We start from the raw sequence: 26,826 nt of genomic DNA on the forward strand, positions 1-26,826 counted from the left end.
TAGCGACAACTCGAACTATTTAGAATAAATAGAGTTAGTAAGTCACACTTCAAGCCGCAGCTATATTGACTGCACTTACTCGAATTAGTCACATACTTGAGTATGCTCCCTGCGCTGTCTTCATTTTGCCGCCTAGCCACAACCCGAACTATTTAGAATATACCATCCAAAAAATCATTGATTGTAAACTTATCTTTACTTATTTTATTTCATACTTTGCTATTCAATGTTATTTTTCTCTATTATTTTTATTTTAGTTATTAAAATTCAAAAAGATAAATAAATGTAATTTTTTATGTACACTTAATTGAATTATTTTACAGTTTTGGATTGAAATCTTTACGATGCATGATATGTTATCTCTCACGCACCAAACACAAGATCGATAAATAACATCACTAATAAATAATAAGCTAAATAGGTAATCAAATGATCATGCAAAAAGATGTACTCAATAACGTGAATATTCAAGACGAGCAGGTTCTTATCACCCCTGAAAGTCTGAAGCAAAAATATCCATTGAGTCACAGCAACCTGCATGCCATTGCGACATCGCGTAAAGTGATTGCTGATATTATTCATCAGCGTGACCCGCGCTTACTCGTGGTATGTGGTCCTTGTTCAATCCATGATGTAGATGCTGCCATCGAATACGGTGAGCGTTTACAGAAACTTGCCGCTGAGTTAAGTGATAGCTTATATATTGTGATGCGTGTGTACTTTGAAAAACCACGTACCACCGTGGGTTGGAAAGGCTTAATTAGCGATCCATTTATGGATGGTAGCTTTGAAATGGAAAAAGGGCTGCATATCGCTCGCGATTTATTGACCAACTTAGTGAATATGGGATTACCACTGGCGACAGAAGCGTTAGATCCTAATAACCCACAATACTTAGGTGATTTATTCAGTTGGTCAGCAATCGGAGCGAGAACTACGGAATCCCAAACTCACCGTGAAATGGCATCCGGCTTATCAATGCCAGTCGGTTTTAAAAACGGCACAGATGGAAGTTTATCTACTGCCATCAATGCGTTAAAAGCCGCTGCAATGCCGCACCGCTTTATGGGAATCAACCAATCAGGTCAAGTTTGCTTGCTGCACACCAGCGGTAATAAAAATGGTCATGTGATCCTACGTGGTGGTAAAACGCCAAACTATGATGAGCAAAGCATTGCAGCTTGTGAAGCTGAAATGAAAAAAGCGGGGCTAGAACCATCATTAATGGTGGATTGCAGTCACGGTAACTCAAATAAAGATTTTCGTCGTCAGCCACTGGTGGTTGATTCAATTATCGAGCAAATTGTTAATGGTAATGAATCAATTACAGGTATTATGCTTGAAAGCCATATTAATGAAGGCAATCAGTCATCCGAACAACCACGTGAAAATATGAAATACGGGGTTTCGGTAACAGATGCATGCATTAACTGGGAAGAAACTGAGTCTGTGTTGCGTAAATTACACCAAGCATTATCACCAATGCTTGAGCAGCGCGGGCAAAAATTAAGCAAAGTGAGCTGAGCAAGGGATTGGTATGTCTGCTGAATTATCCCATTTACGGGAACAGATTGATGAAGTTGATAAGTCACTATTAGATTTGTTAGCCAAACGACTTCAGCTAGTGGCTGAAGTCGGTGAAGTCAAAAGCCAACACGGCTTACCTATTTATGTGCCTGAGCGTGAATCCAGCATGTTGGCGGCTCGCCGAGCAGAAGCGGAACGAATGGGGATCCCCCCTGATCTGATTGAAGATATTCTTCGACGAATTATGCGTGAGTCTTATGCTCGCGAAAATGATAAAGGATTTAAAACGCTGAACCCTGCGGCTGGTCCGATTGTGATCGTCGGTGGAAATGGGAAAATGGGGAGGTTATTTCACCGTTTACTTTCCTTGTCGGGTTATCAGGTTAAATTGCTGGGTGAGCAGGATTGGGATAATGCGGCATCAATAGTCTCTGGTGCGAGCGTGGTGATGGTCAGTGTGCCTATCCACCTCACTGTTGATGTCATTAAACGTTTGCCTGCTTTAGATCCAGAAACAATTTTAGTGGATATTGCTTCTGTGAAGCAAAAGCCACTTGAGGCTATGCTGTCTGTACATCAAGGCCCAGTATTAGGATTACATCCGATGTTTGGTCCTGATATTGGCAGTGTTGCCAAGCAAGTTTTTGCATTCTGTGATGGGCGAAAGGCGGAGTCTTACCAATGGCTGCTGGAGCAGCTGCAAGTTTGGGGTGCACGCTTGAAAGCGATTAAGCCTGAAGAGCATGATCGCAATATGAGTTTTATTCAGGCATTACGTCACTTTACGACGTTTACTTATGGGCAAAATTTAGCGAAAGAGCAGGTTGATCTACAGCAGTTGTTGGATCTCTCTTCTCCCATTTATCGTCTTGAATTGGCAATGGTAGGACGCTTGTTTGCACAAGATCCACAATTGTATGCGGATATCATCATGTCTTCGGACGATAATGTTGAATTGATCCGCCGTTATTACCTACTTTTGGGTCAATCCATTGAAATGCTGGAGCGTAAAGATAAAGCCGAATTTATTCGACAATTCGAGCAAGTCAGTCAGTGGTTTGGTGAAGATGCTCATCATTTCATGAAAGAAAGCCAGTCTCTATTACAACGGGCGAACGATAACCGTAAATAGCCTCTTTAGCCATTACTCTATAACTCTGTGAAAAAGGGTAATGGCTATCTTTATGCTAAAAGTGCCAAATGCATTTCCATTATTAATATTTATAATAAATAAGTAATTGTACTTATTTCTGTAGTTTATCCTAAACTTACAATTCAGCCTCTTCCTTGGGTGGGTTTATCCACTAATTAATTAGAAATTAATCAATTTATAATATCAATATTTATAAATTAAACGATTTATCTAATAAAGATCCCTTGTCTTTGACCGATAACACTAATCATTAAATGATGATAAGTGTGGTAAACCTATGTCTTTTAAGCACCTCAAAATTAGTTTGAAATTAACTATCGCGTTTGGCGTTTTCATCACGCTAATTGTTTTAAGTTCCCTGTTTTCATTAGTGAATATGAATCGTGCCAATGAAAGCATTCAGAACGTCATTTTTAAAAGTTACCCAATAACCGCTAATGCAAACTCGGTAATGGATAATTTTTATTCTTATATTGGTATTCAAGAATTGATTTTATTGGATGACCGAGGGAGTGAAAAACGCAAGGAAGAGCTGGTTAAAATTAGCCAAAACATTTCTGATCTGCTGGATGAGTTAGACCGAAGCATAACCGATAGCCGTTCTCGTGAAGTGCTTGATAATATCCAAGAGGTGAGAGCTAAATTTATTAATACTCAGCAACAGATGATGGAGTTTATGAATCAGGGCAACCGCCAAGCTGCGATTGAAATGATGATGACAAAAACATCAGCCATTCAGCGGGAATATCGTGAACAAGTCCAAAACCTGATTGCCATCCAAAATATGTTGATGCAAGAAACGGGCTATCAGGTAGAAGATGACTATAAAGCAAATCGTGTTTTATTAGCATTTTTATCCATCATTAGCATTGTTGCGGGCTGCGTTATGGGATGGTACATCACGCGCATTATCACTAGACCTTTAGAGCAAGCAGTTGATTTTGCTAAATCGATTGCCAGTGGTGATTTGACTCAAAATATTCAAGCACAATCTAAAGATGAAACAGGGGTCTTGCTTGAGTCGCTCAGTGAAATGAAAGGCCATCTACTTGAGATTGTCCAAGAGGTTCAAAATAGATCCGAGAGTATTTCTGCGGCAGCAGGGCAAATTGTTGCGGGTAATCAGAACTTAGCGGCTAGAACGGAAGAGCAAGCGGCTTCTGTTGAGCAAACGGCGAGTTCGATGGAGCAAATTACATCAACGGTACAGAACACCACTGAACATACCCACGAAGCGACAATGTTAGCCGACAATACAGCGGTAATAGTCAAAAATAATGGACAGATGATGATTCAGCTCACAGACAAAATGCGGGCAATTAATGGCTCATCCTTACAAATGACTGATATTATTAATCTAATTGATTCCATTGCTTTTCAAACCAATATTTTAGCACTGAATGCTTCAGTGGAAGCGGCAAGGGCCGGAGAACATGGCAGAGGATTTGCAGTGGTAGCTGGTGAAGTGAGATTACTGGCACAAAAAAGTGCTGCCTCAGCCAGTGATATTCGTTCATTAATTGAAAATTCGTCTTCGCAAACTCAAGAGGGATTGGAGTTAGTTGAGCAAGCTAGCCAGCAAATTCATGGTATGGTTGCTAGCGTTGAAGAGATGAATGCATTGCTGCGTGAAATTGGGCAAGCTAGCCGTGAACAGAGTGATGGAATATCGCAGATTAACAGTGCGGTAGGGCAATTGGATTTAACAACGCAACAAAATGCAGGGCTAGTTGAGGAATCGGTAGTGGCAGCAGATTCGCTTAATGAACAAGCCTACCATCTACAACAGTTGGTCAGTTACTTTAAATTGAGTGCGGTAGTGCAAAAGTTGTAATTGATTGAATCAGTTTATTAAGTTGGAAATAACACAGGCTAATGACCTGTGTTATTTTTATCATGAAAAGCAAGTTATGGAGCTACCTTCTCAGGTTCTACAGGAACGATATTTTCTGATGGATAGCAGCCAAGAATTTTAATTGAACGAGTGATCTCCGCTAACTCTTTCAGGGCTTGTTGCATATTATCTGAACGTAAGTTAGCGTGAACATCCACATAAAACATCTCTTCCCACGGCTTACCATTAATTGGGCGAGACTCCAATTTACTCATCACTATCTTATTATTTTTTAAGATAATTAAAGCATCCACTAATGCACCAGCTTGTTGACCTGTTGTGATCAGTAATGTGGTTTTTGCGGGAACTTGTTCAGTCACTTCAATCGCACGTGGAGCCACAACAATAAAGCGAGTCATATTAATTTGCTGATTCGCTAAGTTATGTTCTAGCACATTTAAACCATACAATGCTCCGCCGGCTTCACTACCTAATGCAGCTATATTAGGGGAATTATGTTCTACTACTTTTTGCATTGCTGTAGATGTGCTGTCGCAATATTCAATTTTCCAATGAGGGAATTGAGATAAATATTGGCTACATTGCTGGAAGGGCTGAGGATGGCTATAAACCGTATCAATCTTACTTAATTCACTGCCTGACACGGTCAACAAGCAATGGTTAATTGGTAAACGTATTTCACCGACAATGGATAATGATGTATTTTGCAGTAAATCGTAAACATCATTAATTGCCCCTGAGCTGGTATTCTCGATAGGTAAAATACCGTAATCTGCTTGACCACTTTCAACGAGTGAAAAGATATCTTGGAACTTATGGCAGCTGCATTCAACAAGTTGGTCAAAATGACGAGCTGAATATTGGCGGGCGGCAACATGGGAATAAGAACCTTTCGGCCCTAAAAATGCAAATCTTGCGGTATCGCTAGGTGTTAGGTTTAAATGTTTCTGTAGGATAGCTTGCTGGGTAAGGACAGAATCCTCAATGATCATCTGAAACAAGCGTGTAATATAAAAACCATCAAGACCAAGAGGTGTGCCTTTATTAATTAATACATCGAGTAATTGGCGTTCGCGTTCTTTGTCACGGATTGGGCGGTTATCATCGATTTTCGTTTCAGCAACTTCAATTGCATAGCCACGACGTTTTGCTAAAAGACCGAGTAATTCACTATCCAGTTGGCTTATTTTTTCTCTTACTTTCAATAGATTAGTGCTATTTTTCATTCTGTTCGCCCTGTAAATATCGTGATATAAAAAAAGCCCCCTAATCGGGGGCTTTCTAATCTTGTCTTCTTTTTCTCGAACGACAAAGCCCCTTAATTAAGAGTAGCTAAAAAAGAAGAAAAAAAAGACAAAATTGAAATTCATACGTAACACCTATTATTAGACCTGTATTAAATAGACCCGATAGCTAATAAGAAGTCAATAAAAAAGGCAAATTAACACAAAAAACGCGCCCATGATGAGCGCGTTTGGAAGGTTTCAAGATAAGTGGATTGATAATATAAAAATATAACGTAACTACTTAAACGCAACTGATTACAACGTTTCTAGATTCGCTTCTTTTACACTATTAGTTGCCCTTCTTGATTCTCCTTTATGTTGCACTTTGTTTAACTGTCTTTCGAGTTTGTTGATAAGGTCATTTATTGCAACGTACATATCTTCATGCTTAGCACTTGCTACCAACTGTCCGGTAGCGGTTTTTATGTTGGCATCAACCATAAAACCTTGAGGCTCTTTCGATAGCACCACATGGGGGCTAATCAAGGAAACTTGCCATTTATCGAGTTTTGCTAGACGGCTTTCAATGTGTTCACGAATTGCGGGTGTGATGTCCATTTGTTTGCTAGTAATGTTAACTATCATATAGTTACCTCTCATTGTTTCCGTCTTTGATGAATTCAGAATACCGATATCCAAGAATAAAAAAATGATCTAGATCACACTTAAATTAGGGGGGAGGAAGGACCCACTTGAAGTGTGATTTTGGCTAAAAAAGGCAGGTAAAAGGATTGCCAAAATAACTATATTGAGGGAGACTGAAAGAGTTGGCTATCGACACGGTAAATAGCCGGTACTTTTTTTGGTAAAATTTTAGGCTATGAATTTTAAAAGAAAAAAATTTAAAATGATCCCTCACTCGCTTTAATCTTCAACTCACAGCATTTCAAATCACGATTAAAATTATAAAAAAAAACAGCAACCTAAGCTGCCGTTCTTATTTTAATCGAGAGCATTAAAAAGCAATTTATTGGTTTGCTGCAATAATGCTGCCGACTTTATTTGCTTCTTTGTCTAAGCCCATCTCTTTATACGCAATTTCCATATATCCGAGCGCTTGACGCGTTGCTTCTGTATCTGGATAGTCACGTAACATTTGTTGGACACGATTAACAACCGCGACATAGGCCCCACGTTTGTTGTAATATTCAACGACGGAGAGATCAAATTTTGCCAAACGATCTTTTAAGTAAACTAAACGCTTACTTGCATCGTTGGAATATGGGCTGTTCGGATAGTAACGAACTAACTGGCTCAAGTCTTTGAACGCAACCAATGCGTGTTGTGGGTCTCTGTCAGAGCGATCGATACCAAAGAAACCTTGTAACATGCTGTCATCTAACGCCATTGCCGTTAAGCCACGCATGTAAAGTACGTAGTCAATATTTGGATGAGTTGGGTTTAAACGCATGAAACGGTCAATCGAAGCTATCGCCAGTGGTAGCTCAGCTGATTTATAATAGGCGTAAATCAGGTCTAACTGTACTTGCTGCGCATATGGACCAAACGGGTAGCGGTTATCCAACGCTTCAAACTGTTTAATTGCCGCGTTATAGTTACCGTCCTGTAATTTTTGCTGACCTGTACTATAAATCTCAGCTGGGGAACTATCGGGGCTGACTTCGTTATTGCTGGAGCATCCGGCGAGAGCCAGGCTCAACGTGGCAGCTGCCACCAGATATTTCATACGTATCATCACGTGTTGGTTATCCTCTGACTGTATCGAGGGAGTCTATCCGTAAGGCTCCCGGCAAAATTCGAGTTACAATAGCATACATTTTAAATGAAACGGCAGCGCCGTCAAAACACAAACACCAAAAAGTAGATTAATTTATGGCTCAACAAGTACAATTAAGTGCAACTATCGCTGAATCACAGCTTGGTCAACGTTTAGATCAAGCTTTGGCTGAATTGTTCCCTGATTATTCACGTTCTCGAATAAAAGAATGGATTTTAGACGATAGAGTGCAGGTTAACGGCAAAGTTATCAATAAGGCAAAAGAAAAAGTTTTAGGTGGTGAACAAATTTCCATCGATGCCTTAATTGAAGAAGATAGCCGTTGGGAACCTCAAGATATTCCACTTGACGTTGTTTATGAAGATGAAGATATCCTAATTATTAATAAACCGCGTGATTTAGTTGTTCATCCGGGGGCGGGTAATCCGGATGGAACTATTTTAAACGCATTATTATATCGTTATCCTGAAATTGCTGATGTACCAAGAGCGGGTATTGTCCACCGTTTAGACAAAGACACAACTGGGTTGATGGTTGTCGCTAAAACGGTTCCAGCACAAACTCACTTAGTGGAAGCGTTACAACGCCGTGAAATTACGCGTGAATATGAAGCGGTCGCTGTTGGTCGTATGACAGCTGGCGGTATGGTCGAAGAACCAGTTTCTCGCCATCCAACCAAAAGAACGCACATGGCAGTGCATCCAATGGGTAAGCCTGCGGTAACTCACTATCGAGTCATGGAGCATTTCCGCGCTCATACGCGCTTACGTCTACGCTTAGAAACCGGAAGAACGCATCAAATCCGTGTTCATATGGCGCATATCAACCATCCATTAATCGGTGATCCATTATACGGCGGTCGACCACGTCCACTGAAAGGCGCAACAGAAGAGTTCCTCGAAGTGATGCGTAGTTTTGATAGACAAGCGCTACATGCAACAATGCTGCGTCTTTATCACCCAATTACCGGCATTCAAATGGAATGGCATGCGCCATTACCTGATGATATGGTGAAATTGATTGAAGCACTGAAAGCTGATACTGAACTTCATAAAGACGATATGGACTGGTAATGAATACGTTGATTTTCCCTGATTGGCCGCAACCTAAAAATATTTCAACATGCAGTACAACTCGTGATGGTGGAGTGAGCCTTCCACCTTTTGATAGCCTAAATTTAGGTGACCATGTTGAGGATTTGCCTGAGTCTGTCAGTGAAAATCGCCATCGTCTTGAAAAGCTTGCTCAATTGCCACAGCAACCCGTGTGGCTTGAGCAAGTACATGGTACTCATGTTCTGCATTTAACGGGAAGCGAGATTAAAAATCGCCAAGCGGATGCCGTGTATACCAATCAAGTTGGTCAAGTGTGTGCCATCATGACGGCAGATTGCTTGCCAGTATTGTTTTGCAGCCGCGATGGGAAAGAAGTGGCAGCGGCTCATGCCGGGTGGCGAGGCCTCTGTAATGGCGTATTGGAAAATACGCTAGCGGCATTTAATGCACAACCGAGCGATATTATGGCGTGGATGGGACCTGCTATTGGCCCTGAACAATTTGAAGTCGGCGCAGAGGTTAAACAAGCATTTACTTGCCAATCTGCTGGTCTTGCGGATGCGTTTACCCCCCACAATGACAAATTTCTGGCAAACATCTATTTACTCGCGCGTAAAAAGCTACAAGCTGTGGGCGTTTCAGCCATTTATGGCGGTGAATTTTGTACCGTAAGTGATGAAAACAGATTTTTTTCCTACCGACGCGAGGGGCGAACGGGAAGAATGGCATCCCTTATATGGATAAATAACTAGTTCGCAGAATAATATTCCAAATTAAAAGATATTGAAAAAATAATCCCACATAAAACTTGAATATCTAAAAACAGACCGCATCTTATCTCCAGTAGCAATTTTAATCATATTCTATTGGAGGTGTTATGCGTCTGGATCGTTTAACTAATAAATTCCAGCAAGCTCTCGCTGACGCCCAGTCATTAGCCCTTGGGCGCGAAAATCAGTTTATTGAACCAATTCATTTACTCAGTGCTTTGTTTAATCAAGAAAGTGGTACCGTGCGTCCATTATTGACGACGCTCGGCGTGAACGCAGTTGCGTTCGAAAACAAAATTGAAGATGCATTGGCTAGACTCCCTCAAGTGCAAGGTGTAGCTGGGGATGTGCAACCATCAAGTGATTTAATGCGTCATTTGAACTTATGTGATCAGCTTGCTCAAAAAAATGGGGATGACTTTATCTCCTCAGAATTATTTCTGCTCGCTGCTTTAGAAGCCAATACAACCCTCGCTGATATGTTAAAAGCGGCGGGTGTTAATAAAGACAATTTGAAAAAGGCAATAGAACAGATGCGTGGTGGCGAAAAAGTGAATGACCAAAGCGCTGAAGACCAGCGCCAAGCTTTGAAAAAATTTACCGTTGATTTAACCGAACGTGCAGAACAAGGGAAATTAGACCCTGTGATTGGCCGTGATGAAGAAATTCGTCGTACCATCCAAGTATTACAACGTCGTACTAAAAATAACCCAGTATTAATTGGTGAGCCTGGTGTAGGTAAAACGGCGATTGTTGAAGGACTTGCACAGCGTATTGTGAATGGTGAAGTTCCTGAAGGATTAAAAAATAAGCGTGTTTTATCACTGGATATGGGCGCACTGATTGCAGGGGCGAAATATCGTGGTGAATTTGAAGAGCGTTTGAAAGGCGTTCTGAATGACCTTGCTAAACAAGAAGGTAACGTCATTCTGTTTATCGATGAATTGCATACTATGGTGGGTGCGGGTAAAGCCGACGGTGCGATGGATGCGGGTAACATGTTAAAACCTGCACTGGCTCGTGGTGAACTGCATTGTGTGGGGGCAACAACTCTTGATGAATATCGTCAATATATAGAGAAAGACCCTGCGTTAGAGCGTCGTTTCCAAAAAGTATATGTTGCAGAACCATCAGTCGAAGACACCATTGCTATCTTGCGTGGTTTGAAAGAACGTTACGAATTGCACCATCATGTGCAAATTACTGACCCTGCGATTGTGGCGGCAGCGACGTTATCGCACCGTTACATTACTGACCGTATGCTGCCAGACAAAGCTATCGACTTAATCGATGAAGCGGGCGCTAGCTTACGTATGCAGATGGATTCAAAACCAGAATCTTTAGATAGATTGGAAAGACGTATTATCCAATTAAAACTGGAACAACAGGCACTGAAAAAAGAGTCTGATGATGCCAGTAAAAAACGTCTGGAAATGTTAGAAGAAGAGCTGGCGGAAAAAGAGCGTGAATATTCTGCATTAGAAGAAGAGTGGAAAGCAGAAAAAGCATCATTAACTGGCACTCAACATATTAAAGCTGAATTAGAAAATACGCGTATTGAGATGGAAAAAGCGCGTCGTAATGGTGATTTAGCAAAAATGTCTGAGCTTCAGTATGGACGTATTCCTGAATTAGAAAAACAGTTAGAAGCGGCGACAAAAGCAGAAGGTAAAAGCATGAAGCTTTTACGTAATAAAGTTACTGATGTCGAAATCGCAGAAATACTGGCTCGTTGGACAGGTATTCCAGTATCAAGAATGCTTGAAAGCGAAAGAGAAAAACTGTTACGGATGGAACAACAGCTGCATCAACGTGTGATTGGTCAAGATGAAGCGGTTGTGGCCGTGTCGAATGCTATCCGTCGTAGTCGTGCAGGGTTATCGGATCCTAACCGCCCAATTGGTTCATTTATGTTCTTAGGCCCTACTGGGGTAGGTAAAACTGAATTATGTAAGGCACTGGCAAACTTTATGTTTGATAGTGATGATGCCATGGTTCGTATCGATATGTCCGAGTTTATGGAAAAACACTCTGTATCTCGTTTAGTCGGTGCACCTCCAGGATATGTGGGCTATGAAGAAGGTGGTTATTTAACTGAAGCAGTAAGACGCCGTCCATATTCAGTGATCCTGCTGGACGAAGTTGAAAAAGCGCATCCGGATGTATTTAACATCTTGCTGCAAGTATTAGATGACGGTCGTTTAACTGATGGGCAAGGTAGAACGGTAGATTTCCGTAATACCGTGATCATCATGACTTCAAACTTAGGTTCCGATCTTATCCAAGAACGTTTTGGCATGATCGGTTATTCAGAAATGAAAGATATGGTGATGGAAGTTGTCGCTCATAACTTCAGACCTGAATTTATTAACCGTATTGATGAAGTTGTTGTATTCCATCCATTAGGTAAAGAGCAAATTACGAATATTGCGAATATTCAGTTAGCTCGTTTATATAAACGTTTGGAAGAACATGGTTATGAAGTCACTGCAACGGCGGCGGCATTAGAGAAAATTGGTGAAGCTGGTTTTGACCCAATCTTTGGTGCTCGTCCGTTGAAACGTGCAATTCAGCAAGAAATTGAAAACCCACTGGCGCAAGAAATTCTGTCAGGCAGATTAATCCCGGGTAAACCAATTACTCTGGATGTTGAAAATGATGAAATCGTAGCAAAGCAGTAAGTCAGCGCTAGGTTATTATCGAAATGTAAGTTAAAAGGCGACCATAAGGTCGCCTTTTTCATATAAATATCGCCCAAAATGGCATTTTTTGTTGAAAAAATAAACGTGAAGTATAAAGGATAATCAGTTGGAAATTATTTTGCAAAAAACACTTGCCAGATTTTTCTGACTCCCTATAATGCGCATCCACTGACCGGGAACAAGCCAACGCAAAGCGCGATGGACACTGAAACGGCAGCGAGAGAATCTGAAAAGATTAAGTAAAAAAATACTTGACTCTCACTGAGGAAAGCGTAATATACGCCACCTCGCGACAACGACCTAAGTTGATAAAAACTGAGTCGAATTTCCAAAAGAAATGTCGCACCGCTCTTTAACAATTTATCAGACAATCTGTGTGGGCACTCACAGGACACTATCAAAAAAATATTTGATTTTAAGTCTTGAAGAGTGACTAACACGTTAATTCATATATATGAACTAATAGGTAATTTGGTTTCTTCGGAAATCAAACGACAGTAACATTCTTTGAGCATCAAGCTTTTTAATTGAAGAGTTTGATCATGGCTCAGATTGAACGCTGGCGGCAGGCCTAACACATGCAAGTCGAGCGGTAACAGGGGAAGCTTGCTTCTCGCTGACGAGCGGCGGACGGGTGAGTAATGTATGGGGATCTGCCCGATAGAGGGGGATAACTACTGGAAACGGTAGCTAATACCGCATAATCTCTTAGGAGCAAAGCAGGGGAACTTCGGTCCTTGCGCTATCGGATGAACCCATATGGGATTAGCTAGTTGGTGAGGTAATGGCTCACCAAGGCGACGATCCCTAGCTGGTCTGAGAGGATGATCAGCCACACTGGGACTGAGACACGGCCCAGACTCCTACGGGAGGCAGCAGTGGGGAATATTGCACAATGGGCGCAAGCCTGATGCAGCCATGCCGCGTGTATGAAGAAGGCCTTAGGGTTGTAAAGTACTTTCAGTTGGGAGGAAGGCGTTGATGCTAATATCATCAACGATTGACGTTACCAACAGAAGAAGCACCGGCTAACTCCGTGCCAGCAGCCGCGGTAATACGGAGGGTGCAAGCGTTAATCGGAATTACTGGGCGTAAAGCGCACGCAGGCGGTTGATTAAGTTAGATGTGAAATCCCCGGGCTTAACCTGGGAATGGCATCTAAGACTGGTCAGCTAGAGTCTTGTAGAGGGGGGTAGAATTCCATGTGTAGCGGTGAAATGCGTAGAGATGTGGAGGAATACCGGTGGCGAAGGCGGCCCCCTGGACAAAGACTGACGCTCAGGTGCGAAAGCGTGGGGAGCAAACAGGATTAGATACCCTGGTAGTCCACGCTGTAAACGATGTCGATTTGGAGGTTGTTCCCTTGAGGAGTGGCTTCCGGAGCTAACGCGTTAAATCGACCGCCTGGGGAGTACGGCCGCAAGGTTAAAACTCAAATGAATTGACGGGGGCCCGCACAAGCGGTGGAGCATGTGGTTTAATTCGATGCAACGCGAAGAACCTTACCTACTCTTGACATCCAGAGAATTTAGCAGAGATGCTTTAGTGCCTTCGGGAACTCTGAGACAGGTGCTGCATGGCTGTCGTCAGCTCGTGTTGTGAAATGTTGGGTTAAGTCCCGCAACGAGCGCAACCCTTATCCTTTGTTGCCAGCACGTGATGGTGGGAACTCAAAGGAGACTGCCGGTGATAAACCGGAGGAAGGTGGGGATGACGTCAAGTCATCATGGCCCTTACGAGTAGGGCTACACACGTGCTACAATGGCGTATACAAAGAGAAGCGACCTCGCGAGAGCAAGCGGAACTCATAAAGTACGTCGTAGTCCGGATTGGAGTCTGCAACTCGACTCCATGAAGTCGGAATCGCTAGTAATCGTAGATCAGAATGCTACGGTGAATACGTTCCCGGGCCTTGTACACACCGCCCGTCACACCATGGGAGTGGGTTGCAAAAGAAGTAGGTAGCTTAACCTTCGGGAGGGCGCTTACCACTTTGTGATTCATGACTGGGGTGAAGTCGTAACAAGGTAACCGTAGGGGAACCTGCGGTTGGATCACCTCCTTACCATTGAAGTGTACTTGTGAAGTGCTCACACAGATTGTCTGATGAAATAGAGTAACGGTATCGATAGGCTTGTAGCTCAGGTGGTTAGAGCGCACCCCTGATAAGGGTGAGGTCGGTGGTTCAAGTCCACTCAGGCCTACCACTTTTCTCTTATGCTGTGTTGTGGCTCAGCTCGTTTACTTATGTAAACTTCGCTAACCCACGCCTTGCCTAAGAAAAAAGACTTTATAATGAGAAATCATATAAAGGATAATCGATACTGGAATTACCTTTATGGGGCTATAGCTCAGCTGGGAGAGCGCCTGCCTTGCACGCAGGAGGTCAGCGGTTCGATCCCGCTTAGCTCCACCATAAACTTTCTGATTATTCAGAATAGATTAGAAATAGTCTATTGCGAATAATTATGCTCTTTAACAATCTGGAACAAGCTGAAAATTGAAAACAACGCACATTGTTTATCGCTTAAACAATGTGAGAGTCTCTCAAAAATCTCAACTTGAATAGTGTACTTTGAACTATCGAGTCGACGAGCGAAATGAGTTCAAGGCAGCCCGCGCACAGCAAGCGCAGCATACAATAGTATGTGAGCATTGCGCGCACGGACTAACGCCGAAATCATGAAGCACAGTCACTCGTTGTAAAAAGACACCTTCGGGTTGTGAGGTTAAGCGACTAAGCGTACACGGTGGATGCCTAGGCAATCAGAGGCGATGAAGGACGTGCTAATCTGCGAAAAGCGTCGGTAAGGTGATATGAACCGTTATAACCGACGATATCCGAATGGGGAAACCCAGTGCAATTCGTTGCACTATCGTTTGATGAATACATAGTCAAACGAGGCGAACCGAGGGAACTGAAACATCTCAGTACCTCGAGGAAAAGAAATCAACCGAGATTCCCCTAGTAGCGGCGAGCGAACGGGGAGCAGCCCAGAGTCTTAATCAGCATTAGCATCAGGAGAACGGTCTGGAAAGGCCGGCAGTAAAGGGTGATAGCCCCGTATCCGAAGGTGTTAGTGTTGTGAACTCGACGAGTAGGGCGGGACACGTGTTATCCTGTCTGAATATGGGGGGACCATCCTCCAAGGCTAAATACTCCTGATTGACCGATAGTGAACCAGTACCGTGAGGGAAAGGCGAAAAGAACCCCGGCGAGGGGAGTGAAATAGAACCTGAAACCGTGTACGTACAAGCAGTGGGAGCCCCACCACCAAAGCATTTTCTGGTGTTGAGGATAACTTTGAAGTGGCATTCAACACGCGTTGACGGAGCGCTTTTTGCGACGTCCAACACACAAAACAAGCAGTGAATGTGCTTTGGGGTGGGGTGACTGCGTACCTTTTGTATAATGGGTCAGCGACTTATATTCTGTAGCAAGGTTAACCGTATAGGGGAGCCGTAGGGAAACCGAGTCTTAACTGGGCGAATAAGTTGCAGGGTATAGACCCGAAACCCGGTGATCTAGCCATGGGCAGGTTGAAGGTTGGGTAACACTAACTGGAGGACCGAACCGACTAATGTTGAAAAATTAGCGGATGACTTGTGGCTGGGGGTGAAAGGCCAATCAAACCGGGAGATAGCTGGTTCTCCCCGAAAGCTATTTAGGTAGCGCCTCGTGAACTCATCTTCGGGGGTAGAGCACTGTTTCGACTAGGGGGTCATCCCGACTTACCAACTCGATGCAAACTACGAATACCGAAGAATGTTATCACGGGAGACACACGGCGGGTGCTAACGTTCGTCGTGAAGAGGGAAACAACCCAGACCGCCAGCTAAGGTCCCAAAGTCATAGTTAAGTGGGAAACGAAGTGGGAAGGCTCAGACAGCCAGGATGTTGGCTTAGAAGCAGCCATCATTTAAAGAAAGCGTAATAGCTCACTGGTCGAGTCGGCCTGCGCGGAAGATGTAACGGGGCTAAACTATGCACCGAAGCTGCGGCAGCGATATGTAAATATTGTTGGGTAGGGGAGCGTTCTGTAAGCCTGTGAAGGTGTGCTGTGAGGCATGCTGGAGGTATCAGAAGTGCGAATGCTGACATAAGTAACGATAATGCGGGTGAAAAACCCGCACGCCGGAAGACCAAGGGTTCCTGTCCAACGTTAATCGGGGCAGGGTGAGTCGACCCCTAAGGCGAGGCAGAAATGCGTAGTCGATGGGAAACGGGTTAATATTCCCGTACTGGTGATAATTGCGATGGGGGGACGGAGAAGGTTAGGCTGGCCGGGCGACGGTTGTCCCGGTTTAAGGATGTAGGCAGGTGAATTAGGCAAATCCGGTTCACTATATGCTGAGGTCTGATGACGAGTCACTACGGTGGCGAAGTAGCTTATACCCCGCTTCCAGGAAAAGCCTCTAAGCTCTAGATTATCATTAATCGTACCCCAAACCGACACAGGTGGTCAGGTAGAGAATACTCAGGCGCTTGAGAGAACTCGGGTGAAGGAACTAGGCAAAATGGTGCCGTAACTTCGGGAGAAGGCACGCTGGCATTAGGTGAAGTGGTTTACCCATGGAGCTGAAGCCAGTCGCAGATACCAGCTGGCTGCAACTGTTTATTAAAAACACAGCACTGTGCAAACACGAAAGTGGACGTATACGGTGTGACGCCTGCCCGGTGCTGGAAGGTTAATTGATGGGGTTATCCGTAAGGAGAAGCTCTTGATCGAAGCCCCAGTAAACGGCGGCCGTAACTATAACGGTCCTAAGGTAGCGAAATTCCTTGTCGGGTAAGTTCCGACCTGCACGAATGGCGTAATGATGGCCAGGCTGTCTCCACCCGAGACTCAGTGAAATTGAACTCGCTGTGAAGATGCAGTGTACCCGCGGCAAGACGGAAAGACCCCGTGAACCTTTACTATAGCTTGACACTGAACATTGAGCCTTGATGTGTAGGATAGGTGGGAGGCTTTGAAGCGTGGACGCCAGTCTGCGTGGAGCCAACCTTGAAATACCACCCTTTAATGTTTGATGTTCTAACGTTGCCCCATTATCTGGGGTGCGGACAGTGTCTGGTGGGTAGTTTGACTGGGGCGGTCTCCTCCCAAAGAGTAACGGAGGAGCACGAAGGTTGGCTAAGCATGGTCGGACATCATGCGGTTAGTGCAAAGGCATAAGCCAGCTTGACTGCGAGAGTGACGGCTCGAGCAGGTACGAAAGTAGGTCTTAGTGATCCGGTGGTTCTGTATGGAAGGGCCATCGCTCAACGGATAAAAGGTACTCCGGGGATAACAGGCTGATACCGCCCAAGAGTTCATATCGACGGCGGTGTTTGGCACCTCGATGTCGGCTCATCACATCCTGGGGCTGAAGTAGGTCCCAAGGGTACGGCTGTTCGCCGTTTAAAGTGGTACGCGAGCTGGGTTTAGAACGTCGTGAGACAGTTCGGTCCCTATCTGCCGTGGGCGTTGGAAGATTGAAAGGGGCTGCTCCTAGTACGAGAGGACCGGAGTGGACGCACCACTGGTGTTCGGGTTGTCATGCCAATGGCATTGCCCGGTAGCTAAGTGCGGAAGAGATAACCGCTGAAAGCATCTAAGCGGGAAACTTGCCTTGAGATGAGTCTTCCCTGACCCTTTAAGGGTCCTAAAGGAACGTTTAAGACTAAGACGTTGATAGGTTGGGTGTGTAAGCGTAGCGATACGTTGAGCTAACCAATACTAATGAACCGTGAGGCTTAACCTGACAACACCGAAGGTGTTTTAGAGAGATGAAAGTTGATTCAATGAAGTGGAAGCCGAAAGGTAGACACTCAGCTTGTTCAGGATTGATATTCTGGTTTAAGAAAAGACTTAAACGGGAATAAACAGAATTTGTCTGGCGGCAATAGCGCGGTGGTCCCACCTGACCCCATGCCGAACTCAGTAGTGAAACGCCGTAGCGCCGATGGTAGTGTGGGGTCTCCCCATGTGAGAGTAGGGAACTGCCAGACATTAAATTAAAACTTATTGCAAAGCGATAAGTTGCCGAAAGGCAAAAAGAATAAGTGGAGCGGTAGTTCAGTTGGTTAGAATACCTGCCTGTCACGCAGGGGGTCGCGGGTTCGAGTCCCGTCCGTTCCGCCACTTATAGCAAGCCCCGTGATGAAAATCACGGGGTTTTTGTTTTTCTATGACACAGTAATTCCTAACGATATTTTCTCCCTATCGTCACACAGTCCACTCTGCTATAGCTACCCTTCTAGATTTTTTATTATGAACTAACAAATACTATTTAAAGTTTTGGTATAGAGTATAACCTGCCACTGAACCCGCTACATCATAAACAAAATCATGCCAACTCCATCCAGTACCTGCTGGCCTGCTATCATAAAGTTCTTTTACAGCACCTAAAGAAATTGAAAATAACATACCGACTTGTGCCGCTTGCCGATGTTGCATGTTCTGTCTATCTGCATACGCGTTACCTGCCGCAGCCATTGTGGCAGAGAAGACAAAGTGCTGTGCCTTATCTTTTCCCTGCCAATTATCATTTGACCAATGGAAGCCTGAACAGCCTGTCATGACTATTAACGAGCAACTTAAAGCTAATATTTTATAAGAGAGATTTGGCATGTATCTTGAGCTTCTATAGCAACCGATAGGTTAGAGTTCACTAGATAATAAAAAGCGCCACATGAGCGGCGCTTTAGAGAGTCAATAATTAAAGTATTCGACTAATGAGACGATCAACTCGGATTCGTCGCAATCGACGGATCAGTTTTTTGACTTTAACAGGGTAGGTTTGAATGCTATCTAGCTCACGATAGTGATGAACAACGTTGGTATGGACTCGAATGCAATCCAGTTCGTGTTGGCGTTGTTCTTGGAGCTGCTGTTTTGGATCGTGGATCAGCACCGCATTTTCCAAGTCTAATCCCCAAGCTCGTGGATTCAGGTTATTACCTGTAATCAGCTGCCATTGATTATCAACCCACATTCCTTTCAGGTGATAGGTGTTGTCACTATCTTTCCATAAACGAACTGTCAGTTGTTCGCTATCAATAAAGCGCTGCAAACGGCTAACAAACTTACGTAAGTTTATTTCATAGAGATAAGGCAAAGCGCCGATGATTTTAAAAGGTTCTTCAGGTGGAATATAGAAGTCGTTAGCAGTTTTATCACCAATAATGATTTCAACTTTTTTTCCATCACGCAGTAACTTGCTGATAATTCTAACCAAAACAGCAGGTAAATTAAAATATGGCGTACAGATAGTTAGCTTTTCAGCGGTTGAGCTCATCAAATGGGTGATAGTACGATTTAACTCGTTCTTCTTACCTAGGCCAACAAATGGAGTCACGGCGAGTTCATCATTGGAAGCATTACCGACAAATTGGTAATTAACGCCTCTTAATGACAAACGAAATTGCTTGATTAACCCTTTAAATTCGGCTGTTTTTGGTCTTTCAGGCGTATTGAGTAGATGGATTGCATCCGATGATAACAGAGAATCATCAATGAACTTTTTCATTGTCGCCGTGAGCTGGCTATTTTTGATGAGATGATATCTATCGTAGCGGTATTTTTCATGGCGATGCAGATAGACATCATTGATGCTTGCCCCGCTATACAGGAGCGTATCATCAAATAAGAAACCTTTTAAGTGCAGTACCCCTAATGCTTCTCGCGTGTTGACGGGGATCCCGAAAACAGGGATCTGAACATCAGGGTATTGCTGAGAAACTTCATAATACCAATCGGCATTAGTCAGATTAGCAGCTGCGCCAATTCGGCCGCGTTGAGCTCGGTGCCAATCAACTAGAATTTTAATATCTAGATTAGGATTTGTTTGTTTAGCAGCATACAGAGCATGAAGGATGTCTTTACCCGCATCATCTTTTTCTAAATACAGAGCCGTAATGTAGACTGTATTTTTAGCTTGCGAGATCTGTTCAAGCAGAGCACCACGAAAATCTTCCGTCTTATAGAGCGTTTTAACATCATCAACCGACTGAGACAATTTAGGCATGTTTGCCAAGTGTTGTTGATGTTTTGCTTGTTTTAGTTTTGACAACATCACAGTGTGAATTTTCTCTTGTTAGTCTAATAGCAAATCGCTTTATACAAATATTTAAGCGAATGATCTATCGATGATATCATATTTACATCATTCATTAGGAATAAATTGACCATTGGTTTATTTACTATACAGATTTCAGTTTTATTCCTAACGCTAATTATAGATGTAGGGTGAGATTTACGACACCATCCTCAAATTGAACATCAATTTGAAATCCTAATTTTTTTGCCAAGCTGATCATATTGCGGTTTTCGGGCATGGTGATCGCTGTCAGCTTCTTAATACCATGTCCGCGGGTGTAGTTGAGCAGTTTTTGCATTAATTGATAACCGAGTGTTTGCCCTTTCATATCTGAACGAACTAAAACGGCAAACTCGGCTTCTTGGTTATCAGGATCCGCCATTGCGCGAGTTACGCCAATAATTTCAGGTTGTGTATCACTATTTTTAACAGCGACAAACGCCATTTCTCGGTCGTAATCGATTTGCGTCATATTCGCAAGATCATCATGAGTAAATTCACTGATCTCACTGAAGTAGCGATAATAAAGGTCTTCTTTAGTAACTTGCTCAATAAAGGATTTTAAGAGTGGTTCATCTTCAGGAAGAATCGGTCTTAACAAGCAAGTTAGGTCATCTTTTAGGTTAATGGTCTCTTCAAGTTCATTAGGATAAGGACGGATGGCAAGCCGAGTATTTGGATTGTCATCAGCTGGGTTCAATGTCATTGAAACATCAAGTAATGTGAATTCATCACCAGCGGCGAGCAGTGGGTGTATGTCCAATCGGCTGATGTTAGGACAATCAATGATTAAGTTAGAGACACGAACCAATAAGCTGGCAAGCCCCGGAATGTCCAATGGTTCTAGAGCACTACGGGCTTTAATTTTATGTCCTTTGATAGCATTAATGACCAAGTAACGTGCTAGTGCTAAATTTAGTGGGGGAAGGGCTACAGCTGATTGACTCTCTTGTTGCCACTCTACGCCCCCTTCGCCAAGCATGATCAATAAACCAAAAACAGGATCAAGCTCAACAGCAATTCGTAATTCCTGAGCACCAGCGCGATTCGCCATACTTTGTACTAATAAGCCTTCGATTCGTGCTTGTGGGTAGTTGGTTGAGACTCGCTCAATAATGGCACTGGCGGCTTCAGCGACTTCTTTGGCATTCCTTAAATAGAGCATAACGCCCTGAACTTCTGATTTATGCACAATATCAGGAGAACGTAATTTTAGTGCAACGGGATAACCAATCTTTTCTGCAATTTCAACGGCTTGTTCGCTGGAATGAGCAATCCATGTCGGTAAACTGTTTAAGCCATAAGCTTTTAAGATCGGTTGAACTTCATGGGTATCTAAATGCAGCTTGTTATTTTCAATGGCTTGCATGATACAGGTATGTGCTTGTTGAGTATTAGCGGTTATCCCAACAGGGAGCGCAGGAGTTTCTTTTAATTGTTTTTGGTTACGACGATATTCCACCATATGCATATAGGCGGTGATTGCACCTTCAGGCGTCCGATAAGTTGGGATCCCAGCTTCGCTGAAGAGCCTTCTCGATTCTTGAGATGAATATTCCCCGCACCAGTTTGTGAGGATGGTTAACCATTTACCTCGAGGATGTTGCTTAATGGTTTTGATCACTTTTTCTGCCATGGATTTACTTTGTGTAATGGCACTTGGCGTGTGGATCAAAAGCAGTGCATCATGATCGTGGCTATCGAGCATTTTGTTTAATACGTTGAGATACCTATCCACGGTGGAATCATCGCCGAGATCAATCGGATTTTGGGTAGATAAATCTAATGGTAATAGAGAGCTTAGTTCGTTTTCAGTCTCTACACTGAGTTTTGCCAGCTTCCCATTACGTAGCAGTAGCTCATCGAGCGCCATTGCGGCAGGTGCTGAGCCATTACTCATAATCGATAAACGTTCACCTCGTAGCGGAGTCATATAGCTTAGAGTTTCTACCGCGGAAAACATTTCGTGAGTATCTTGGACGCGGAGTAAACCCGCCCGTTGAATCGCAGCATCATAAGCGGCATCTAAACTTGGTTTTTCACCGAGAAGCTCTTGTGCTTTGCGTGTTCGTCCACTTTTGATAACAAGGATCGGTTTGTTACGAGATGCACTACGAGAAGATGATAAAAAGCGCCTAGCATCACTAATATTTTCCAAATAAAGCAAGATAGCGCTGGTTTTGCTGTCTCGAGCAAGATAGTCCAGTAGGTCATCAATATCGATATCAATGCTATCGCCAAGGGCAATAAAATAGGAAAAACCGATATCGCGATGGCGTGCCCAATCGAGGACTGTATTTGAGACTGCGGCAGATTGTGAAATAAATGCCAGTTTACCTTTCAAAATAGGGATTGGGGAAAAGCTGGCATTTAACCCTTGCCATGGAGCAAAGAAACCTAAACTGTTAGGACCCAATAAACGAATTTGGTATTGCTGAGCCACCTTTTTCAGTTCATTAAATTGAATAGAAGGGGACGATAGGATAATGACGACATTACAGCCAGCCTCCCCAAGCTGCCGGAGACATTCAACATTACGAGAATAGTGAGTGCAGATCACAGCAAGATCAGGTTTGAGTGGGAGTTTATCAATTGAGGGATAAGCAAGGACGCCAAGGACGGAGCTTCTGTTCGGGTTAACGGGCAGAATAGGGCCTTTGAAACCGCTGCTGAGTAAGTTTTTCATCATCACTGAGCCTGCTCGGCTAGGATCTTCTGAAGCGCCTACGACAACGATAGATTTTGGTCTAAACAATGACTCTAGCTGACTCACTAACCCCATGGCGGTAAACCTTTTCTGTGGTGAGCGAAAACCCGCTCAATTGATTTTGAGTTCGTAAGCAACGCTATACGATACAGCAATACTATACGTTGCTGGAATACCATGTCGTATATTGTGCCGTATATTGTGGGAAGCGCCAGTTTATCGGGGGAATTTTATTGAATATTACAAGCACCCTCACGTTTTGTTGTGAAGGTGATTTTCAAAATAGAAATTGCTGGAAAGCGAGACATATAAATAACGTTAAAAATGCCTATAAGGAGTTACTCTTTGGGCTGGGATAAGAGCATTTGAGCCGTTGGATGATGGGGTTTTCCCTCTAAGTATTTATGGCGAAATAGATTGAAATGCGTAAATAACGCTTGGGACGCATCAATATCGCCAGCTTGCTCTAGCACAGTGGCTGCCACTTCCGCGGTGCAGTGTTGCTCTTCCCTTGATGGGATACGTAGCAGATAATCGGTTCTCGCTTTCGTATTGATAGACAACATTGGAATGTGATCCAAATAAGGGCTTTTGCGGAACATTTTACGAGCTTCTGGCCAAGTGCCATCTAACAGAATAAATAATGCAGGTTTGTCAGAAAGCGTCGGCTCATTGACGACAACACGATCAGTTTGCGCGTAGCTTTCTGGGAAAATCAGATAAGGTTGTCTAGTCTTATCTTGTAGTGCAGCTAATAGCTGGTTGTCAGGATCTGTTCTTGACCATTGATATGCTTGAGTATCAGGAAGCACATCGGCAATGAGTTTTCCAGTATTACTCGGTTTAAAGACTTCACCATCAAACATAATCAGACAAAATTGGCTTTTTGCTTGTGCAGAAACCGTTTCTTCGCAGAGACACTGTGGAATGGGAAGCAGGCAATATTGGCAGCGTTTTACCCGGCAACCTCTTGCTTTGAAAGGTTTCGTAGAAAGGGCTAAGCGTTGTTGACGCAGATGATAGACAGCGTTCTGACTCATGGTTGATAGGGCACTTTTCGTTGCGATAAAAATAAGGGGCATATTGTACGCAAAACGATTTGCCTACGATAGAAGTATATTCAATAACTTTTCGGTGAGATAATAGCGCGGATCGGTAGCGTAGCTTTGCAACTTCATGTAATCTTCGCGCCATAGCTTAGTAGGGGATAGCGATGAACGACACGAATGATTTTAGTGGTAAAAACGGCAAAGTAAAAGTGATGTATGTCCGTAGCGAAGAGCAGGACAACAATAAAGGAAATGATAAACGCCGTGGCGGTCGTGATGATAAGCGCGATGATAGACGCGGTGATAAACGTTCAGGTGGACGTAATGATCGTAATGATCGTAATGATCGTTCAGGACGCTCTGGTCGTCCAGAAGGTGGTCGCTCAGAACGCCGTTCTGACAACGACAGACGCTCAAATAATCGCGATAGCGCACCACGCGGTGAGCAATCACCATGGCGTACCGTTTCAAAACCAGGTAGTGATGAATTAGAGAACGATCATGGTGGTATTTCAGGAAAAAGCCAAATTGATCCTGAGCAATTGCGTAAACAGCGCCAAGAAGAGACCCGTATTTACGGTGAGAATGCTTGCCAAGCGATGTTTAAAAACCGTCCAGATGGTATTGTTCGTGCGTGGTTTTTACAGTCAGTCACTCCTCGTTTTCGTGATGCATTAAAATGGATGGCGGCAAACCGCAAAGCGTACCATGTTGTTGATGAAGAAGAGTTAACAAAAGCGTCTGGTACTGAACACCATGGTGGCGTGTGCTTTATCATCAAAAAACGCGGTGGTATGGCAGCAGAAACCTATTTAGAAAATGCGGTCGATACCGATTGTGTTTTAGCGCTGGAAGATGTTGGTAACCCGCATAACCTGGGTGGGATCATGCGTAGTTGCGCTCACTTTGGTGTGAAAGGTGTGATTTTACAAGATGCAGGAATGTTGGAATCAGGTGCGGCAATTCGTACCGCTGAAGGCGGCGCAGAGCACATTAAAGCCATTGATGCGGATGGTTTCACGCCAACACTGAATAAATTCCGTGAAGCGGGCTATACTATCGTCACGACATCCAGCCATAAAGGCAGCCAAGACATTGCTAAGGTTCAATTACCGAAGAAAATGGTGTTGGTGTTAGGTCAAGAGAGTGATGGTTTAAGTGACAGCACGTGGGATCAGGGGGATATGAGCCTGTACATTGGCGGAACAGGTAAAGTTGAAAGCCTGAACGTCTCTGTAGCAACAGGGATTATGCTTTCTCAGTGGTGGTCGCAAAATAAAGTTAAGTAATGATTTACTGATTTGAGCTAGTCTAAAAAAACCATACGCAAAATTGTGTATGGTTTTTTTTTGTCTGAATGATATGTCGGTTAGTGAGCTCCACCACCGTCTTTTGAACCGGCTCCGAATGGGGGTTTGGCAAACCATACAATCACCATTAACAGAATAAACACGCCTGCGGACATCCAGAAAATTTCATTAGCAGAAATAATTAACCCTTGCTCAGTAATTGAACGCGCAATATACGCGGCGCTTTGCTGCTCATTCATTCCTATTTGCGCTAACTCACTGTACATATGCTGAGCGTTTGGATTGTATGGGTTAACAAACTCAGTCAGATTTTCATGGTGCATGGCTTCGCGCTGCGTCCACATAGTGGTGGTGATGGAGGTACCAATTGCGCCCGCTAAGGTTCGCGTGAAGTTAGATAAGCTGGACGCGGATGCCATTCTTTCCGGTGGTAAACCCGATAATGTAATAGTCGTGAGCGGCATAAAGAAGCAGGCTATCGCTAAACCTTGAACGAACTGAGGCCACGCTGCCGCGGCAAATCCCATCCCAGGTTCAAAGGTGTAAGCTCGCCAGTAATAGCACACGGCATACATAATAAAACTGAATGTCACTAAATAACGCATATCAATACGATTACCAAAACGACCAATAATCGGCGTGATCAGCAGTGGTAAGAGACCGACGGGGGCAGAAGCTAGCCCTGCCCATGTTGCTGTGTAGCCGTACACTTCTTGCAGCAATTGAGGCAATAGGACAATGGTACCGAAATAGAGCATATACGCCAAACTGAGTGCCAAACAACCGATAGTAAAATTACGTTCTTTAAACAGGGAAAGGTCGATGACGGGATGCTCATCAGTCAGTTCCCAAACAATTAAGAAGGCTATCGCGACAACGGCGACAACGGTTAGAACGATGATTTCAGTCGAGTTAAACCAATCGAGTTCTTTTCCTTGGTCGAGCATAATTTGTAATGCACCAATTCCGACAACCAGTAACACAAGCCCCACGGTATCAATCGGCTTGATCGCGATTTGAGTTTCACGTCCTTTAAGCGTTCGCATAATGGCAAAAATAATCGCGATACTAAACGGAACGTTGATAAAGAAAATCCAGCCCCAGTGGTAGTTATCACTAATATAGCCACCAAGAATAGGCCCACAAATCGGCGCAACCACAATGGTCATCGACCACAATGCAAGCGCCATACTGCGTTTGGCTGGTGGATAGTTATTGAGTAATAGACTCTGAGATAACGGAATGAGCGGACCTGCAACCAAACCTTGCAGAACGCGGAATAAAATCAGCATTTCTAAGCTGTTGGAGATCCCACACAACCATGAGGTAAGGGCGAAAAGTCCGGTAGACCATAAAAAGAGGCGAACTTCACCAATACGACGAGCTAACCAGCCAGTGACCGGAATGGAGATTGCATTCGCTACCCCAAACGATGTGATCACCCATGTGCCTTGTGAGTTAGATGCACCCAAGTTACCCGCAATTGTGGGGATAGCGACGTTAGCAATGGTCGAATCCAAAACTTGCATGAAAGTCGCCAAAGATAACGCAATGGTCATCCAAGCCAGTTTTGAACCTGTTAACGGTGCATT

Annotated in this window: 15 protein-coding genes, 3 tRNA genes, 3 rRNA genes and 1 other annotated feature; of the genes, 13 read left to right on the top strand and 8 right to left on the bottom strand. The window is 43.7% G+C overall.

The window, feature by feature from the left end; all coding sequences use genetic code 11:
* Positions 1–429 precede the first annotated feature (429 nt).
* The 3 genes from LDO51_RS11645 (at position 430) to LDO51_RS11655 (ending at position 4,514) form a co-directional block, all read left to right on the top strand.
* Positions 430–1,524: a 3-deoxy-7-phosphoheptulonate synthase gene (locus LDO51_RS11645; RefSeq protein ID WP_282560341.1), complete on the top strand. Its 1,095-nt coding sequence runs from the start codon at positions 430–432 to the stop codon at positions 1,522–1,524.
* A 13-nt stretch (positions 1,525–1,537) separates the two neighbouring features.
* The gene (gene tyrA, locus LDO51_RS11650) at positions 1,538–2,659 is read left to right on the top strand and encodes a bifunctional chorismate mutase/prephenate dehydrogenase (protein WP_225574698.1); all 1,122 of its coding nucleotides are present in this window, start codon (positions 1,538–1,540) and stop codon (positions 2,657–2,659) included.
* A 298-nt stretch (positions 2,660–2,957) separates the two neighbouring features.
* The gene (locus LDO51_RS11655; RefSeq protein ID WP_225574699.1) at positions 2,958–4,514 is read left to right on the top strand and encodes a methyl-accepting chemotaxis protein; all 1,557 of its coding nucleotides are present in this window, start codon (positions 2,958–2,960) and stop codon (positions 4,512–4,514) included.
* Between the two features lie 74 nt (positions 4,515–4,588).
* Here LDO51_RS11655 and pheA read toward each other — a convergent pair whose 3' ends face one another.
* From pheA to bamD, 3 genes are all read right to left on the bottom strand, one after another.
* Positions 4,589–5,761 carry a bifunctional chorismate mutase/prephenate dehydratase gene (gene pheA, locus LDO51_RS11660; protein WP_225574700.1) on the bottom strand — a complete coding sequence of 391 codons (1,173 nt, stop codon included), beginning with the start codon at positions 5,759–5,761 and terminating at the stop codon, positions 4,589–4,591.
* A gap of 26 nt (positions 5,762–5,787) precedes the next feature.
* Positions 5,788–5,906 (bottom strand) — a sequence feature (Phe leader region).
* A 170-nt stretch (positions 5,907–6,076) separates the two neighbouring features.
* Positions 6,077–6,406, bottom strand: a complete 330-nt coding sequence (gene raiA, locus LDO51_RS11665; protein WP_036949847.1) for a ribosome-associated translation inhibitor RaiA — start codon at positions 6,404–6,406, stop codon at positions 6,077–6,079.
* Positions 6,407–6,788: 382 nt separating this feature from the next.
* A complete protein-coding gene (bamD, locus tag LDO51_RS11670; protein WP_225577263.1) occupies positions 6,789–7,517 on the bottom strand; it encodes an outer membrane protein assembly factor BamD in 729 nt (242 codons plus the stop codon).
* 137 nt (positions 7,518–7,654) lie between these two features.
* On the opposite strand from bamD, the gene rluD reads away from it, so the two are divergent.
* From rluD to LDO51_RS11715, 9 genes are all read left to right on the top strand, one after another.
* The gene (gene rluD, locus LDO51_RS11675) at positions 7,655–8,632 is read left to right on the top strand and encodes a 23S rRNA pseudouridine(1911/1915/1917) synthase RluD (protein ID WP_225574701.1); all 978 of its coding nucleotides are present in this window, start codon (positions 7,655–7,657) and stop codon (positions 8,630–8,632) included.
* The gene (yfiH, locus tag LDO51_RS11680; protein WP_225574702.1) at positions 8,632–9,366 is read left to right on the top strand and encodes a purine nucleoside phosphorylase YfiH; all 735 of its coding nucleotides are present in this window, start codon (positions 8,632–8,634) and stop codon (positions 9,364–9,366) included. The genes rluD and yfiH overlap by 1 nt, the downstream gene beginning before the upstream one ends.
* A 125-nt stretch (positions 9,367–9,491) precedes the next feature.
* Positions 9,492–12,065, top strand: coding sequence for an ATP-dependent chaperone ClpB (gene clpB, locus LDO51_RS11685; RefSeq protein WP_154604591.1), 2,574 nt, complete (start codon positions 9,492–9,494; stop codon positions 12,063–12,065).
* Positions 12,066–12,610: 545 nt separating this feature from the next.
* Positions 12,611–14,151, top strand: a 16S ribosomal RNA gene (locus LDO51_RS11690).
* A 65-nt stretch (positions 14,152–14,216) separates the two neighbouring features.
* A tRNA-Ile gene (locus LDO51_RS11695) sits at positions 14,217–14,293 on the top strand.
* A gap of 133 nt (positions 14,294–14,426) precedes the next feature.
* A tRNA-Ala gene (locus LDO51_RS11700) sits at positions 14,427–14,502 on the top strand.
* A gap of 311 nt (positions 14,503–14,813) precedes the next feature.
* Positions 14,814–17,831 (top strand): 23S ribosomal RNA (locus LDO51_RS11705).
* 131 nt (positions 17,832–17,962) lie between these two features.
* Positions 17,963–18,078 (top strand): 5S ribosomal RNA (gene rrf / locus LDO51_RS11710).
* The 16S, 23S and 5S rRNA genes sit together here with 3 tRNA genes alongside, the layout of an rRNA operon.
* 56 nt (positions 18,079–18,134) lie before the next feature.
* Positions 18,135–18,211 (top strand) — tRNA-Asp (locus LDO51_RS11715).
* 144 nt (positions 18,212–18,355) lie between these two features.
* Here LDO51_RS11715 and LDO51_RS11720 read toward each other — a convergent pair.
* From LDO51_RS11720 to LDO51_RS11735, 4 genes are all read right to left on the bottom strand, one after another.
* Positions 18,356–18,700, bottom strand: a complete 345-nt coding sequence (locus LDO51_RS11720; protein ID WP_225574703.1) for a YfiM family lipoprotein — start codon at positions 18,698–18,700, stop codon at positions 18,356–18,358.
* Between the two features lie 88 nt (positions 18,701–18,788).
* Positions 18,789–20,144 carry a CDP-diacylglycerol--serine O-phosphatidyltransferase gene (gene pssA / locus LDO51_RS11725; RefSeq protein ID WP_225574704.1) on the bottom strand — a complete coding sequence of 452 codons (1,356 nt, stop codon included), beginning with the start codon at positions 20,142–20,144 and terminating at the stop codon, positions 18,789–18,791.
* 160 nt (positions 20,145–20,304) lie between these two features.
* Entirely contained in the window at positions 20,305–22,950 is a 2,646-nt protein-coding gene (locus LDO51_RS11730; RefSeq protein WP_282560240.1) for a bifunctional acetate--CoA ligase family protein/GNAT family N-acetyltransferase, read from the bottom strand.
* A 263-nt stretch (positions 22,951–23,213) separates the two neighbouring features.
* Positions 23,214–23,915 carry a tRNA-uridine aminocarboxypropyltransferase gene (locus LDO51_RS11735; protein ID WP_225574705.1) on the bottom strand — a complete coding sequence of 234 codons (702 nt, stop codon included), beginning with the start codon at positions 23,913–23,915 and terminating at the stop codon, positions 23,214–23,216.
* A 173-nt stretch (positions 23,916–24,088) separates the two neighbouring features.
* Here LDO51_RS11735 and LDO51_RS11740 point away from each other — a divergent pair, with 173 nt between their 5' ends.
* Positions 24,089–25,213, top strand: a complete 1,125-nt coding sequence (locus LDO51_RS11740; protein WP_225574706.1) for a tRNA/rRNA methyltransferase — start codon at positions 24,089–24,091, stop codon at positions 25,211–25,213.
* Between the two features lie 80 nt (positions 25,214–25,293).
* Here the strand turns inward: LDO51_RS11740 and emrB are convergent, their stop codons facing one another.
* The gene (gene emrB, locus LDO51_RS11745; RefSeq protein WP_423810979.1) at positions 25,294–26,793 is read right to left on the bottom strand and encodes a multidrug efflux MFS transporter permease subunit EmrB; all 1,500 of its coding nucleotides are present in this window, start codon (positions 26,791–26,793) and stop codon (positions 25,294–25,296) included.
* Between the last annotated feature and the right edge of the window lie 33 nt (positions 26,794–26,826).

The sequence above is a fragment of the Providencia alcalifaciens genome (genome assembly GCF_020271745.1).
In the GTDB taxonomy this organism is placed as follows: Bacteria; Pseudomonadota; Gammaproteobacteria; order Enterobacterales; family Enterobacteriaceae; genus Providencia; species Providencia alcalifaciens_B.